The sequence below is a fragment of the Micromonospora sp. IBHARD004 genome, assembly GCF_052814115.1.
In genome coordinates, this window is record NZ_CP199934.1 from 2,958,176 (window position 1) to 2,973,077 (window position 14,902).

Genomic DNA, 14,902 nt, shown 5'->3' on the forward strand with positions numbered 1-14,902 from the left:
CAGGGCAGCGCCGTTCGCCTTGGCCCCGTACAGCAGCGGATGGGGCCCGCCTGGCACGTATGCCGCGACTGCGCTCTGGTGTAGGACGGCAGCACGGGCCTCGGCGGCGTCGGCCGTCGGCCGGAGGGTGAAGCCACCCGGCGCCGCCAAGTCGAGCTCGTGCTGCAGCTGCGCCGTGGCGGCCGGCGAAGCGGCCACTGCGATGCTGACGTGATGCGGCGCCGGGTGATGGAAGGCCGGCAGGTAAGAGAAGAGCAGCCCGGCCAGGAAGAGCGCCGGGAGCCACAGGCCCGTCGCGAGCGTGCGCACGGCTTCGCCGACGCGCTTTCTGTCTATCTGCCCCTGTGTCACGCCGCCACGCTACAAGAAAGTTTGCAGTAATGCAAAATTTCATCAGTGCAGTAAGATGTAAGCCGGATACGCTGACACTCGCACATTGCGGAAAGGACCTGGTCTCCATGCATGCAGCAGCTCCGGGGCTCCGGGAACGCAAGAAGGCCGAGACCCGCGCGGCCCTCCGCGCAGCGGCCGTGCGCCTGTTCCTCGAGCGTAGCCCTGCCGCCGTCACGGTGAGCGACATCTGCGAGGCGGCCGGGGTCTCCGCACGGACCTTCTTCAACTACTTCGATGCAAAGGAGGAAGCGCTCCTGCCCTGGGACAAGCACCTCATCGAAGAAGTCATCACGGGACTGGCTGCGCGCCCGGCCGCCGAGCCGCCGCTAACCGCGGTGCGCCAGGCGATCGAGCAGACCCTCCCCAGCCTCACCGCCAGCACCGGCTGGCAGGCCTGTGACAGGGTGCTCACGGCATACCCCGAACTGCGCACAACGATCGTCCACGGGATGATCCGCAACGAGACCAGGCTCGCCGATGCCCTCGCCAACCGCGCCGGGCAGACAGGCGGCAGTCTCTACCCGCAGCTCCTCGCGGGCGCCGCGGCGTCAGCGTTCCGCGCGGCCTTTAGCGTCTGGGCACCGGAAACCGGGGCCACAGGCCTGCAAGCGCTCGTCGGCGAAGCCTTTGACCGGCTCGCCGCCGGCCTTCCCCCGAGTCGACCTGACCCGGCGAGCGCCGCCGGCCGCCCGCTTGCTGGGGAGGCTGGCGACGGCCAGATCACGCCAATCGGGCGACGGCTAGTTTAACCACCACCTCCGCCAAACTGTGCCGAGTCAATCGCGTCAGCGAACGCCAAGTGTCATCCAGGTCCTGATACCGATCTGTCGCGCAGGTCCTGAGACCGGACACAACCCTGCCGGCGAAGTGGTGAGAACTTTCTGTACGTCTTCAAGGCGGCCCAGAACGGGCCGCACGCGCCGCCGCCAGGGCGCGCGGCCTGCACTCCGCTGCCGCTCCGCTCCGGCCACTCAGAACGCCGGCGGCTGGCGCGGACAGCGGGGAGCCCGGGCCGCCGCAGCACGACAGACCGTTGACCCGTGGTGTGGTGGGCCGGCAGCCGGCCGGGCCGCGCGGCCAGGACCCGCGCGGCATAGGGAGGGCAGGCCGGGTCCGCCGGCGAGCTGGCGCACCCTGCTGGGTTGCGGTTAGTGCGCCTCTGGCGGGGGCGCTCGGGCTCCAGGATGGACGGGGCTCCGTCGGCGGATGCCGGGTCCGTGGGTGGTTGCGGTAGGCCATCCCGCCTGCCCTCGACCCGGGCGAGCCGAGCAGACCACCGCCCGACCCGCCAGCGCTCGACCGCCCGTCAAGGTCTGCTTGATGGCATGAAGGAGCGGGGCCTCGCTCCTCGTGGGTCCCGGGCGGGATGCTCGGGGTGCTCACGTCTCACGACGAAGGGGGCCCCTCATGCAGGCAGAGTACGACGGTCGGCAGATCGTGGGTATTGATCTGCACCGGCGCAGGTCGGTGATCGTGCGGATGACGGAGGCGGGCGAGAAGCAGTGCTGTCGACAGCAGCGCTGACAGCAACCGCCGCGTATGAGAACGGCCGGCGAGTGCCAGACGTGGACACTCGCCGGAGGCCACGGACTCGGGCGGACGGTGCCGGACGGAGCGCGCAGAGCTTACAAGCGAGGGGTCCAGCGCAACCCGCTGGACGGGGATCAGCGGAGCACCGACACTCGGCGTGTGATCGACATGCGGGACATCGGGGTGTGCGTGCTGGCCGGTGACCTGGCTAGCGAGGAGTTGCCGATGATCGCGGCGCAAGCGCTTGCCGAAGGGCTGGACAGTCCGTCGTTGCGGGAACTCGCTGGACTCTCACGAGGCGAGTACCGCGAGGCGCGTGAGCTGCTGGACCAGGTGGTCGACGAGCTGGGTTTGCATCAGCTGCCAGACGAGGACCAGGCCGTCTGGGAGGCGGCCAGTTCATGTGCGCGCCGTATGGTGTCCGGGGCGATCTCGCCGGTGGATGGCGCGCATGCTCTCGCTGCCTATGCCGGGTCTTTAGGGTTCCCGGAGCCCCTTGCCACGTTCGCCTTCCTGGCCGACCTGTGGGAGGACAACGCGGCTGAGCGCGCTCAACTTGAACAGGACATGGTGCGCGAGGCGGGGGCCATGCTGCGGGATATGGGTGACTAGCTGAGTGACGATCGGGTCGGACACCAGCGGACGCGCATGGACGCACCCGGATCGTTCCGGCAGCTCAGACCCGGTAGGGCAGCAGGTAAGAGCCGCGTGATCGTTGCCTGGGGGTCAAGGGGTCGTCGGTTCGAATCCGGCCGTCCCGACAGCAGGTCAAAGGCCATCTCACGGAATGCGGAGATGGCCTTTTTCATGCCCGTACAGCAGCGAAGTACAGCAGCGCTCATCCGTCGAGGCTCTCGCCCAAGCGCCGAAGGGCGTCGCGTGTCGCCTTGGGCGACGCCTGGCTGTAGACCTCCATCGTGATCGAGAAATCGGCGTGCCGGAGAATCGCCATCGCGATCCGGGGATGCACGTCCAGGTCGACGAGCAGGGACGCGCAGGTACGGCGAGCGTCCTGCGCAGTGATCTTCTTGACCCCGCCGGAGACAGCCGGCATCCCAGGAACGCGAGAAGTTGCGCGGCTCGACCGGCAGACCGTAGCGGGTGGTGAAGACCATGTCGGTGTTGTGCCATCGCTCGCCGCCCGCCGTCGCGGCGGCTTCCTGCCGAAGCCGTCGGTGCCGAAGCACGCTGACGCAGATGCCGGGTAGAGGTAGGGGAGCGTCCGACTCTTCGGTCGTTGTCTCGCGGTGCAGGAGCTGCCCGCGTACCCGCTGGAGTTGCTTGTCGACCAGGAGGCACACGTCGTACCTGTCACGGCAGGGTTCGCAAAACCGTTCGCCGTGTCCGTCACAGCGCAACTGCCAGCCGCCCCAGTCGATGTGGTCCCAGGTGAGCCCCAACACCTCGCCTTTGCATAGGCCGAGGACGAGGACCAGGACGTACTGCGGGGTAGAGGTAATCTGTCGCCTCCCGAGCTGCCTCAAGGAACGCCCGGGCCTCCTCGCTGGACCAGGTGTTGCACTTGCGGCGTCGCACCGGCGGCAGCTTGACCAAACCAGCGACGTTCTTCCCCACGAGCTCATCGGCTTGAGCTTGGGACAGCGCCGACCGTAGGACCGCCCGGATGCCCTTCAACGTGCGTACGGATGGAAGATCCTCGCAGCACTTGCCGATGGCGCAAGCACCGACGCCTGGCCAAGGTCGACGAGCGGATCAGAACCGGCGGCGACGGCTGGAAGGAACTGATCGGCCTCTACCGTCGCCCGCCACGGGCGAGGCCGTTCGGCCCCAGGCCGCAGCAGCACATCCGCATCCACCAGCGCTGCCGGGTGGTACGACTGTCTCAGAGGCTGACAGAAGCGGCAGAAACGGGGCGAACCGATGACGAGTGGCGCAGCCCGGCTGCTGCGGGGACCGGAGGAGCAGCGGGCGACGTTCCTGGACCTGTTCTTCGACCTGGTGTTTGTCTTCGCGCTCTTCCGGCTCTCGCAAGGGCTGCTGGACCATCTGACCTGGAGCGACGCCTTCCAGACGCTGGTGCTGCTGCTCGCCGTGTTTTGGGTGTGGGACCAGACGTCGGGGGTAGCCGACAGGTTCGACAATCGACGGCCGGCGATGCAGGTGCTGTTCATCGGGTGCATGTTCGGCAGCTTGGTGCTGGCGGCCGCGGTGCCTGAGGCGTTCGGCGAACATGGCCTGGTCTTCGCCGGCGCGTACGTCGCCGTCCAGGTCGGTCGCAGCCTGTTTCTCGTGATCGTTACGCGTGGCGACAAGCTGCAACGTTCCGAGATGCGGATGCTGTTCTGGTACGGCGTGTCGGCGGTGCCGTGGATCGCGGGCGCCCTCATGCAGGGTTGGCCGCGTGGGGTGCTGTGGGCGCTAGCGGTGGCCGTGGACTACACGGTGGCCAGACTCGGCTGGCCCATGCCGAGGCTGGGCCGCGCGGGTGCGGCGGAGTTTTCGATCTCGGGCGAGTTCCTGGCCGAGCGGCATCGGCAGGCCTTCATCATCGCGCTCGGCGAGCTGATCCTGGTGACGGGGCTGGGGCTCAGCAGCAACGCCTTCGAGGCTGACCACAGCGCGGCGGTCGTGGTGGCGTTCGCGACCACGGTGCTGCTGTGGCGGATCTACATCAGCCGTGCCGGGGAGGTGTTCGGCGGGGCCGTCGCCGCGGCCCCTGATCCGCTCCGCCTTGCCGCGCCGGCGATGTACGCCCACGTGGTCATGGTCGCCGGCGTCGTCGCGATCTCCGTCGGCGACGAGCTCGTCATCGCGCACCCGTTCGGGCACACACAACCGGCGTGGGTCGCCGCCATCCTCGGCGGACCCGCACTGTTCCTCGCCGGACGGGCCATCCTCGAGTATGCGGTGTTCGGCCGGGTGTCCCGAAACCGCGTGGCCGGGGTCCTCGTGCTCGCCGCCATCTCACCGGCAACGATCTTCCTGCCGCCCGTGCTGGTCGCCGCCGCCGCTGCTCTCGTCCTAGCCGGGATCGCCGTATCCGACGCAGCCCGTGCCCGAGGACGCCCACCCGAGCCGCCCTCACCACCTGGCTAGCCCGAAATTGTCACCCACGTCCGAGACTGTTCTGTCACGGACGTCCTGAGACTCGACAGCCGGCTGCCGGCGTTGCCGGGCATCAGCTGATGCATTACGGATCGATGTCACATGATCCGTGACCGTGCCGGCTAGACGATCTTGAGGGAGAGCTCGGGACTTGGCCACATAAGCAAAAGCGGACGGATACGCTAATACGGACCCAAGATCGGTAGGAGCGGGCGGTCCGGTGACGACGAGTGGCACAAACGGACTGCTTCGCAAGCTCGAGGACATCGCGCGAGCGTCGTTCCTGGAGCTGTTCTTCGATGTGGTGTTCGTCTTCGCGCTCCGCGCGCTCGCCCAGCAGCTGTTCAACAACCTGACCTGGTCCGGCGCGTTCCAGGCACTGGTCCTGCTGGTGGCCATCGCATGGGTGTGGACCCAAACCGCGCGGGTGACCGGACAGTTGAACCCGCGGCGGCCGCCGGTACAAGCGTTGGTCCTCGCCACCATGGTGGGTGCCCTGGTGCTCTCCGCGGCGGTCCCCGAAGCGTTCGGCAAGACCGGCCTGATCTTCGCGGTCACCTACCTTGCCATCCAGATCGGCCGCGATCTGTTCCTCGTGGTCCTGTTGCGGGGCCAGGAGCTGCAACATGTTGCTGGACGGGCGGCGATCTGGCACGCCGCCACCGCGGTGCTCTGGCTGGCCGGGGCGGTCGCCTCGGGCACGGTACGTACGGCGCTGTGGACGCTCGCGGTTGTCTTCATCCACGTCGCATGGTGGTTCAGCTACCCCCTGCCAGGACTCAGGCGCCTGGCCGGTGCGCAGTTGCCGCCCGCCGGCGATTACATGGCCGACCGCTACCGGGCACTGTTCGTCATCGCCCTCGGCGAGGTGGTGCTGGCGATCGGATCGAGCCTCACCGGTCGCGGCTTTGCTACCGACCAGACCGTGGCGTTCGTGGTGGCATTCGCCGGCACGGCATTGATCTGGCGGATTTACATCTTCCGCGCCGGACAAGACATGGGGCCGGCCATCCAGGCCTCAGCCAACCCTGACCGGCTCGGCATCCTGGTGGGCTACGCACACCTGGTCATGATCGCCGGCCTCGTCGTCGCCTCGGTCACCGCCGAACTGGTCATCGACGACCCGTTCGGCCATCCACGCGCGGCCACGACCGTCACCATCCTCGGCGGTACCGCGCTGTTCCTCGCCGGTCGGACCCTCCTGCAATACCTGGTATTCGGCAGCATCTGGAGAAGCCGCGTCCTCGGGCTGGTCGCGCTCGCCTGCCTTCTGCCGCCGATGCTGCTCCTGCCACCGCTCGTCAACGCCATCGTTACCGCCACAGTCCTCGCCGGCATCGTCATCGCCGACAACATTCGTGCACGACGACGCCCCCAAACGATCTCCCCACCAGGCCCCCACCGCCCCAGCAAGACGTGACAGGCCTGGCGAGCGCCACTCTCCCCGTCAACATCACGATCGGCGGGGGCGTCGCTCACCATGTGGAACCAATCTGGGCGGGTTCAAGGGGTGTGCGCAAGTAGCTCGGCGAGCTTCTCGGATGGTGTCATGAAGCCGAGGGTCTTGCGGGGGCGGGTGTTGAGGCTACGGGCGAAACGAGCGAGGTCGTCGGCGGTGTGGAGCGATAGGTCGGTTCCCTTGGGCATGTACTGGCGGAGCAGGCCGTTGGTGTTCTCGTTCGATCCGCGCTGCCAGGGCTTGTGGGGGTCGCAGAAGTAGACCTGGATGCCGGTGGCTGCGGTGAATTGGGCGTGCTGGGACATCTCCTTGCCTTGATCCCAGGTGATGGTGCGAACCAGCTCGTCGGGCAGGGTGGCGACGGCCTGCCGCATCGCCTGCTCGACGCTGTGGGCGGTGCGGCCTTGGGGTAGGTGCAGCAACAGCAGGAATCTGGTGCTTCGCTCCACGAGGGTGCCCACCGCGGACTTGCTGTCTTTGCCGAGGATCAGATCGCCCTCCCAGTGGCCGGGCACCGCACGATCGTCGGCCTCGGCGGGGCGTTCGCTGATCATGACCATGTTCGGGATCCGGCCGGTGTTCTCGGGCCGCTGGCGGGCGCGGCGCTTGACTCGGCCGGTGCGCAGGCAGCGGGCCAGCTCTCGGCGTAGCTCACCGCGGCCCTGCACGAACAGCGCCTGATAGATGGTTTCGTGGCTCACCCGCATCAGGGGATCGCCGGGGAACTCGATTGGCAAGCGCCGCGAGATCTCCTGCGGTGACCACCAGGCCCGCAGCCACTCGGTCACCTTCCCGGCCAGCCTCGCACAGGCCAGCTTCGGCGTCTTCGGGCGTCGGGCCCGCGCTCGAGCTCGCTGGTGAGCCCGCCATGCGCGGTAGTCATCCCGGCCGCCGTTACCAGCCACTTCGCGTGAGACCGTCGAGGTGGCCTTGCCGAGCCGGGCGGCGATCGACGTGAACGATTCGCCGCCACGAAGGCCGAGACTGATCTCCTCCCGGTCGGCGAGGGTGAGCCGCCCGGGCCCCGGCTGCCAAGAGTCGGATCGCACAGGGCGTTTCGATTCGCGGCGTACGACGGTTCGGACGATCTCATGGGAGCAGCCGACCTGGCGGCCGATCTCCCTCAACGACAGGCCCTTAGCGCTCAGCCGTCGGGCCAGCTGTCGTTGCTCCATCGTCAGATGGGCGGTCATCAACATCTCCCTCGATCGAATCGACGCATTCTCATCGACTCGTCGAGCCCGTTGCACTGACCGGTTGAACCCGCCCTGTCACCCATCAAGCGGAGTACGACAGGCCGGCTGCCGGCGAAGTGGTGAGAACTTTCTGTACGTCTTCAAGGCGGCCCGCAACGGGCCGCACGCGCCGCCGCCTGGGCGCGTGCCGGCCGCGGCCGCTGGCGCTCTGCGGCCGTCACGCCGGACGCCCGGCGGCTGGCGCGGAAACGCGGGGAGCCCGGAGGGCCGCCGCAGAACGCGAGGAGCGTTGAGCGGTGGTGTGTTGGGCCGGCAGCCGGCCGGGCCGCGCGGCCCAGACCCGTGCGGTGTAGGGGAGGGCACGCCGACCGGGGCCGGGTGCTGGTGGACCTGGCCGTGATGCTGGACGACGGGGGTGAGGCGATCGGTGACATCGACACGCTGCGCCACCAGAGGAGCTGTTCGGACCGGTGGCCTCGCCGGCAACCTGCCGGCGGGCGTTGGACGAGATCGACGAGGCTCGGCTGCGGCGCATCGCGCAGGCGCGGGCGGCGACCCGGGCCCGGGTATGGGCCCTGCTCGGCGGAGCACCGGGGGCCCGGGCCGCCGGCCGCGAGATCGGTGCGGGTGTGGTGGTGTTGGACGTGGACTCCACCATCGTGATCGCGCACAGCGATTTGGAGGGCGCCGCGCCGACGCACAAGCACACGTACGGGTTCCATCCGATCCTGGTCACCTGCGACAACACGAACGAGTTGCTGGCGTTGCGGCTGCGACCGGGCAACGCGGGTGCCAACACCGCTGCCGATCATCTGCAGGTGCTCCGCGAGGCGGTCGGCCAGATCCCTGCCCAGCATCGGCGGAATCTGCTGGTCCACGGCGATTCGGCCGTGGCCACCCACGCCGTACTCGACTGGCTCAGCACCCGCAACACCAGGCGGGGCCGGCGGGTGGAGTACTCCATCGGTTGGGCCATCGGCGAGCCGGAGCGGGCCGCGATCACCGCCCTGCCCGCCGACGCCTGGTCACCAGCGTTGGGCGCGGACGGCGACATCCGCGACTGCGCCCAGGTGGCCGAGCTGACCGGGCTGCTGAACCTGGGTGCCTGGCCGGCCGGGATGCGGGTGATCGTGCGCCGCGAACGCCCGCACCCCGGCGCCCAGCTGTCGCTGTTCGAAGAGCAAGACGGGTGGCGCTACACCGCGTTCGTCACCAACACCGCCGTTGGCCAGCTGCAGTGGTTGGAGGCCCGCCACCGCGCCCACGCCCGGGTCGAAGACCGGATCCGCTGCGCGAAAGACACCGGCCTTGGCCGGCTGCCCTCCCGCGAGTTCGCCGTCAACGCCGCCTGGTGCACCGCTGCCGCGATCGCCGCCGACCTCATCGCCTGGCTCCAACTCCTTGCCCTACAAGGAGAGCTGGCCATCACCGAACCAAAACGGCTGCGCTACCGCCTGCTGCACACCGCCGCCCGACTGACCCGAGGACAGCGCCACCGCTGGCTCCGCATCCCGGCATCCTGGCCCTGAGCCGACCAGATCACCGCCGCGTTCATCCGCATCGCGGCCATCCCCGCCCCGAGCTGACCAGACAGATCAGCCCCTGCCCAACGACCGGAGGACCACAGGAGACCCCGCCCGCCGCCGCGACAGACGGCCCACCACCACGACCAGCCACCAGGAATATCGGCAGAAGGCGATAGATGATGGTGCGTCAGGACACCTCGTCACACCCGGGATTGATCAAGGCTAGAAGCTCGCGCCGCTGAGGGCCTTCAGAAACGCCTGCGGGTTCCAGTACTCGCGGTAGTTCACGATAAGACCGTCACGGAAGGTGGCGAAGGTGGCGTAGCGCATCTCATAGGGGTTGCCGTTGGTCAGGACAGTCCCGGACACGCTCCAGTCCGCGATAGCCACGTTCTCGTCATCGGTCGCGTAGATCCGCACCGTCGGGATCTCCCGCACGTCGATGAGATCGGGGTAGCCGCGCAGGTACTCATAGAGCGCTTCACGGCCCTCGATCCGCGCCGGCGATCCCTCCGGGGCGAACGGAAACTCGGCGACGACATCGTCGGCGCACAGATCCGTCCAGCCTTTCATGTCCTTGGCGAGGAAGGTGTCGAGACTGCGCTGCAGCAGGTCCACAGCCGAGGGGGTGGTGCTCATCGTTCACTCCAATCGTTGGGGGCATCCAGCCGAGAAGGCGGCTGCCCGGAGACCGACCGCGGGGTTCCCCGAGTCGAAGGGTGGTAACACCGTTCACGGACTCGGCCCGGACGTCCGACATCCGTTGATCTCGTCATCGCCCGACCCGGGAACGAGAGTATCACTGTGTAAGCGACACAGTGACACTTTTGCTGAGACCTAGGCCACATCTGCGGTCACTCACCACTCGAGCGGCATCGTGAACTTTCCGAGGCGAGCCACGTCCGCGGCGAGATCCGCGATCGTGACGCGGGCCAGCTCTGCCTCGAATGCCTCGCGCGCGCGGGCCAGGGTCGGTTGGAGGGCGTCCACGATGTTGCCGCCGACGGCGCACGTTCGGGGCGGTGGTGTGCGATGCAGGGTGAACAGCTGGGTGTCCTCGACCGCCTGGTAGACCTCCAGCAAACGCACCTCCTCGGCCGGCCTGGCCAAGAGGGCACCGCCGCCCGCTCCGAGCTGCGACTTGGTGAGTCCCGCGCTACTCAGCCGCGAGAACAGCCCGCGGATCACCGCCGGACTTGTGCTGACCGAGTAAGCGAGGTCTTCGGACCGCAGGGGTTTGTCGCCGCTGACCGCCAGGGCAACCAGCGCGTGAACGGCGACGACGAAGCGGCTACTTGTAGGCATTGCAGTCCCGAGGTGTGTTGAGCGAAGGTACACATAACGCCCACGCCGGCTCCCAGCCAGCATGATGCACAACCGAGCCCGTCGTGTAACGGAGGTAGCGGCGTGTGGCGATCTGCCGGTTCAACTATGCCGCACCGGCGACGGTGTCGACGACCCCGCTCCGCGCGACGGCAGCCCCAGTGCGGCCGTTCGCGCCCGGTCCGCGAAGCTTTGCTACGCGCGTACCATCAGCCGGCGTGACCTCCGACGAGATGACGAGGCGCGCAGTTCTCACAATCGAGGGGTCGAAGCAAGCTCCGCTCGTCGTCGACGAGAACCAGGTCCAGGCCGTTAGGGGTAGACCACCAAGGACCAACGGCTGTAGATGGCGCCAAGGCTGCGCAGCTTAGCGGCGTGCTCGGCCCACCGGCGGTCAGCCGGTCAGCCAGATCGAGGCCCGTTTGATGTACGCGAGCTGTGCGGCGAAGGCGACCAGTGCCACCGCCACCCCGAGCGCGATCGCCAGCGCGGGGGATCCGCCCAGCACCCCGGTCAGCAGGGCGGCGCCCAGGCCGATCAGCAGTGCGTTGATCGCGCCCACCATCGCTGCCGTGGTCAGCAGCAGTTGCCAGCGAGCCGGCCTGCTGCCCACCGCCGCCGAGATTGCCTGCACGTCGCCCCGGCCGGTGACCGCGTCGGCGAAGAAGTCGTGCTCACCGGCGAATTGGCGGTGGTAGTAGGCGCGGATGCGCTGGATGCGCTTGAGGTTCAGCGAGTTCTCCACCGTGTTTTGAACTAGCCGGGCGAAGGTGAGCAGACCAGTGATCACCAGGGTCGGCAGCACCCCGCCGAGGTACGGCTCGATCAGGTGGCCGCTGCTGGAGACGAAGCCGAGCCCGATCAGCGAGGCGGAGAGCAGTGACAGGAACACGGTCGCCCGCCCAACGGATTCGGTGATCGTGGCGCTGCGGGAGGTCTGGAGCACGAAATGCTCCGTGGTTAGGGCGGTGAGCAGCCCCTGCTCGCGCGCATCCTCGTCCATGCCGCACCTCCGGTGCTGGTGGCCCGCCGCGAACTACTATGAACTGGCAGCAGCAGTGCCAACGATCGGTATGCGGCCACACGGCGGGCCTCCACCGCTGCTTGTGGCTTTTGTCATCTGCCTGCATGACCCGCCGGCATTGCGGTCCGGGTTTCGGCTGCCGCCTTGATGAGCTGTGCCGCTTCGTCGGGGTGAGAAACCATCGGGACGTGGCTGGCAGGGACTTCGATGGTGGTCGCGCCCATGCGGCTGGCAAACATGAGCTGCGCGTCCGGCGGGATCGCCTGGTCCTGGGTGGCGACCAGGTACCAGGACGGCAGCGATTTCCAGGCCGGGACGCCCATCGCATCGTTGAAGGCTGAGCCGGCAATTGGCTGCTGTACGGAGTGCATCACCTTAGCCCGGACCGGGTCGACGTCGGCCGCGAAGTGCTGGACGAAGTCGTCCTGCGGCTGCCACATGAAGCCCTGCTTGTCGGTGAACAGGTGCGCCAGCGCCGGCGGTGTGGGTCCCTGCGACAATAAGGCGGCGAGCGACTCCCCGTTGTCGAGCCCGAAGGCCGCGATGTACACCAGCCCGGCCACGTTCGGCGCGTCGGTGCCGAGGGCGGTCATGATCTGGCCGCCGTAGGAGTGCCGACCACGATCGTCGGGCCGTCCTGCAAGTTCAGGACTTGGCGTAGCCGGGCGACATCATCGGCCGTCGAGGTCAAGGGGTACTGCGGGGCCGTCACGTGGTAGCCATCGGCCTGTAGGCGCTCGATACGCCGCTTCAGCAGGAGCCGTCGGCCCATGCACCGTGGACGAGGACGATGTTCGGTCGGCCATTCATGGTGGGTTCCTTCCCTACTGGGTCGAGTGGTCGTTTCTGCCCATGCAAGCCTGCGGGCGACGGCCGATATCCGCACGTTGACTGTGCCCGCCGCCCTGACCAGGTGCAGTCAAGTTGCGAGTACCAAATCGGCCTAGGCGTAAACCTGCTCGGTCCGGCCAGTCGAGAACCGAAGGGAGAGGCGGCGAGGAGGCAGCGAGACGACCAGCGACGGCCGAGACCAGACCACACAAGGCGGCAGGGGCCATGCTCCGCAGTGCAAGACGACATGGGATGTCATCGAACGATGTCCCGTAACCGCGTTCACACCGAAGAGGTCACTGGTTCGATCCCGGTATCGCCCACCGTAAATATAAGCAGGCAGGACGCTCGTTACCGAAGCTATCGGTAACGAGCGTCCTCGTTTGGGTCCCTTACTTTGGGAGCAGTTTGGGAGCACCGGTTGTGGTGCTGTGTAGGCCGGCTCGGGATGTGGTGGGTAGACGCATTGCCGCGCCGAGACGTTCCGCCCGGCCTTGCGCGCCCTCGGGCGCGCGCCCAAGACACTTCTCCGGCCACTCCGGAGCGATTCTGGCGAGCGGGTGCCTGCGGGAGAGACCGCTGCGGAATCGGGCTGGCTTGTGCAGCCCACGCCCCCGGGCCTGCGCGAAGATGGCCGGTCTACCGGCGGCCCTCGGACCGATGGAAGAGTCAGTAGTGGCTGAGGGTATCGACGACCCGGTGGCGGCGGGGTGCGAGGGCCGAAAGCGCCCGCGCTCGCGAATGGTCAGTTGGTGCGTCGGTACCTGGTCACCAGCATGTGGGGCTCGTAAAGCCGGTTCGGCTATGCTGCCTGCGAATACTCGTTGATCAACCCGCCGAGGATCGGGCGCCGTCGGATCCTGGCGGCGGTCAAGTCAGTGAATCCCGACGGCGGGTTGGGCGGCTGCTGGCCGAGCGATCGATGTGGGCGATGGCTGTTGTAGTGGGCCGTGTACTCGGCGAGGACGGCCGCGAGGTGGCGTTCGCCGACGATGAGCATCCGGTCGGTGCACTCCCGGCGTACGGTGCCCACCCACCGTTCGGCGAACGCGTTTGCCTGGGGTGCCTGCGGCGGGGTCTTGATCACGTCGATGCCTCCGGCAGTGAACACGGCGTCGAGGGTGTTCGTGAACTTCTTGTCGCGGTCGCGGAGCAGGAACCGCAGCCCAGCCGCGCGTTGGTCGAGGTCCATCAGTAGGTTCCGTGCTTGCTGCGTCACCCAGGCGCCGGTTGGATGCGCGGTCACTGCGCCGAGGTGAACCTTCCAGGTGGCGATCTCGACGAAGGACAGCACGTAGATCCGCTTGAGCAACACCGTGTCGACGGTGAAGAAGTCACAGGCCAGGATCGTGTGGGCCTGGGCGGTCAGGAACTGTTTCCAGGTCGGTCCGGACCGCCGGGGTGCCGGGTCGACCCCGGCTTGGTTGAGGATCTTCCACACCGTGCTGGCCGCCACCGGGTAACCCAAGCCGACCAGTTCACCCTGGATGCGGCGGTGCCCCCACGACGGGTTCTCCGCCGGGAGTCGCAGCACTAGGTCACGGACCTGCTTGTCGACCGGTGGCCGGCCCGGCCGGGCATGCGGGTACGTCCATCGTCGGGCGGCCAGTCCACGATGCCACCGCAACAGCGTGGCCGGGGTTACGAAGAACGCCGACCAGCGCGGGCGGGGCAGTAGCCGCGACAGCACCGCCAGCACCATCCGGTCGGCCGGTTCGAGATCGGGGCGGGTCACCTGGCGGCGCAGCACCGCCACCTGATGGCGGAGCACCTGTAGGGTCCAAAACTCGGTCAGCATCTGTGAGCAGCAGATTTGTACCGCGGTCCACGACAACCCGGTTCGCGACTTGAACAGGTTCAATGAGTCAGGGCAGGATCCTTGAACCCGTTCAGATCAACAACGGACCCGGCTAGTGATCGTCGGCGAAGTGGCAGGTGAATGATGGTGACTGAGTTTTCGGCACCCGCAAGGCCGGGCTGGCCGTCGACGTCGTCCGCTGGGACGACCCGGCCGTGGAGTGGGACGCCCATGGCGTCGCGGTCGTCCGCTCCTGCTGGGACTACGCCTGGCGGCGGCAGGAGTTCCTGACCTGGGCGGCATCCGGAGCAGGCGCGGTTCACATCGTCTTCGCCCATGACGCCGTGGGGGTGTGGCGCGCCCACGGCCGCCGCGCCGCCGTACCCACCGAAGCGTGCTCGAACTGCGGCTCTGTGGCCTGCCCAAGACCGCCGGCGGATGGCCGCGCCGGTGACGCTGGGATGCGACGCTGCCGGCTGGCCTGTCACCAGGTATTCCTGAACGCCGATTCAGGACGCCGGCCGTTCGATCCAGGTCATCCAGGCAGGCATGTGTGCGTATGGTTCAACTCGCTCCTCGGGCACAATTTTAGTACATGATCCACTTGGGGTGACCTGAGCGGACACCATCCGAGCCGTCGGCTTATAGGTGAGTCTGAGCCCCAGTTCGTGGTAGATCCGGCCCTTGTCTGTGGGGTCGGCTTCGCGCAGCACCATCGCCAGGCCATCGGACCACCCCGGTTCGCCTCGTTCGCGC

10 protein-coding genes and 2 pseudogenes are annotated in these 14,902 nt (G+C 67.9%); 5 read left to right on the forward strand and 7 right to left on the reverse strand.

Features of this window, described 5'->3' with window-relative positions:
- Window positions 1-380 precede the first annotated feature (380 nt).
- On the forward strand, window positions 381-1,142 hold the full coding sequence (locus ACTWO6_RS14365) for a TetR/AcrR family transcriptional regulator (protein WP_446220110.1): 762 nt from the start codon (window positions 381-383) through the stop codon (window positions 1,140-1,142).
- Between the two features lie 940 nt (window positions 1,143-2,082).
- Entirely contained in the window at window positions 2,083-2,535 is a 453-nt protein-coding gene (locus tag ACTWO6_RS14370; protein WP_446220111.1) for a hypothetical protein, read from the forward strand.
- A gap of 226 nt (window positions 2,536-2,761) precedes the next feature.
- On the opposite strand, the pseudogene ACTWO6_RS14375 reads toward ACTWO6_RS14370, so the two are convergent.
- Window positions 2,762-3,209, reverse strand: a pseudogene (locus ACTWO6_RS14375) (tyrosine-type recombinase/integrase); the annotation flags it as partial.
- A gap of 595 nt (window positions 3,210-3,804) precedes the next feature.
- Here ACTWO6_RS14375 and ACTWO6_RS14380 point away from each other — a divergent pair.
- Entirely contained in the window at window positions 3,805-4,980 is a 1,176-nt protein-coding gene (locus ACTWO6_RS14380; RefSeq protein WP_446220112.1) for a low temperature requirement protein A, read from the forward strand.
- A 229-nt stretch (window positions 4,981-5,209) separates the two neighbouring features.
- Window positions 5,210-6,409, forward strand: coding sequence for a low temperature requirement protein A (locus tag ACTWO6_RS14385; RefSeq protein ID WP_446220113.1), 1,200 nt, complete (start codon window positions 5,210-5,212; stop codon window positions 6,407-6,409).
- An 83-nt stretch (window positions 6,410-6,492) separates the two neighbouring features.
- On the opposite strand, the gene ACTWO6_RS14390 is transcribed toward ACTWO6_RS14385, so the two are convergent.
- Window positions 6,493-7,647, reverse strand: coding sequence for an IS30 family transposase (locus ACTWO6_RS14390; protein ID WP_446217043.1), 1,155 nt, complete (start codon window positions 7,645-7,647; stop codon window positions 6,493-6,495).
- Window positions 7,648-8,010: 363 nt separating this feature from the next.
- Between ACTWO6_RS14390 and ACTWO6_RS14395 the strand changes: the two are divergent.
- Window positions 8,011-9,173: pseudogene (locus ACTWO6_RS14395) on the forward strand (IS1380 family transposase); the annotation flags it as partial.
- Window positions 9,174-9,392: 219 nt separating this feature from the next.
- Here the strand turns inward: ACTWO6_RS14395 and ACTWO6_RS14400 are convergent.
- From ACTWO6_RS14400 to ACTWO6_RS14420, 5 genes are all read right to left on the reverse strand, one after another.
- Window positions 9,393-9,809 (reverse strand): nuclear transport factor 2 family protein, encoded by a 417-nt coding sequence (locus ACTWO6_RS14400; protein ID WP_446220114.1) that lies wholly within the window; start codon window positions 9,807-9,809, stop codon window positions 9,393-9,395.
- Window positions 9,810-10,028: 219 nt separating this feature from the next.
- Window positions 10,029-10,475 carry an Rrf2 family transcriptional regulator gene (locus ACTWO6_RS14405; protein ID WP_446220115.1) on the reverse strand — a complete coding sequence of 149 codons (447 nt, stop codon included), beginning with the start codon at window positions 10,473-10,475 and terminating at the stop codon, window positions 10,029-10,031.
- Window positions 10,476-10,887: 412 nt separating this feature from the next.
- Window positions 10,888-11,496 carry a hypothetical protein gene (locus ACTWO6_RS14410; protein WP_446220116.1) on the reverse strand — a complete coding sequence of 203 codons (609 nt, stop codon included), beginning with the start codon at window positions 11,494-11,496 and terminating at the stop codon, window positions 10,888-10,890.
- Between the two features lie 113 nt (window positions 11,497-11,609).
- Window positions 11,610-12,110: an alpha/beta hydrolase gene (locus ACTWO6_RS14415; RefSeq protein ID WP_446220118.1), complete on the reverse strand. Its 501-nt coding sequence runs from the start codon at window positions 12,108-12,110 to the stop codon at window positions 11,610-11,612.
- A gap of 1,040 nt (window positions 12,111-13,150) precedes the next feature.
- Window positions 13,151-14,146 (reverse strand): integrase core domain-containing protein, encoded by a 996-nt coding sequence (locus tag ACTWO6_RS14420; protein ID WP_446220119.1) that lies wholly within the window; start codon window positions 14,144-14,146, stop codon window positions 13,151-13,153.
- Window positions 14,147-14,902: the final 756 nt, after the last annotated feature.

Bases quoted from the DNA above. Each gene is read 5' to 3' on its own strand.
- ACTWO6_RS14365 (WP_446220110.1), top strand. From the start codon at position 381: ATGCAAAATTTCATCAGTGCAGTAAGATGTAAGCCGGATACGCTGACA.
- ACTWO6_RS14380 (WP_446220112.1), top strand. From the start codon at position 3,805: ATGACGAGTGGCGCAGCCCGGCTGCTGCGGGGACCGGAGGAGCAGCGG.
- ACTWO6_RS14390 (WP_446217043.1), bottom strand. From the start codon at position 7,647: ATGTTGATGACCGCCCATCTGACGATGGAGCAACGACAGCTGGCCCGA.
- ACTWO6_RS14400 (WP_446220114.1), bottom strand. From the start codon at position 9,809: ATGAGCACCACCCCCTCGGCTGTGGACCTGCTGCAGCGCAGTCTCGAC.
- ACTWO6_RS14405 (WP_446220115.1), bottom strand. From the start codon at position 10,475: ATGCCTACAAGTAGCCGCTTCGTCGTCGCCGTTCACGCGCTGGTTGCC.
- ACTWO6_RS14410 (WP_446220116.1), bottom strand. From the start codon at position 11,496: ATGGACGAGGATGCGCGCGAGCAGGGGCTGCTCACCGCCCTAACCACG.
- ACTWO6_RS14415 (WP_446220118.1), bottom strand. From the start codon at position 12,110: ATGACCGCCCTCGGCACCGACGCGCCGAACGTGGCCGGGCTGGTGTAC.
- ACTWO6_RS14420 (WP_446220119.1), bottom strand. From the start codon at position 14,146: ATGCTGACCGAGTTTTGGACCCTACAGGTGCTCCGCCATCAGGTGGCG.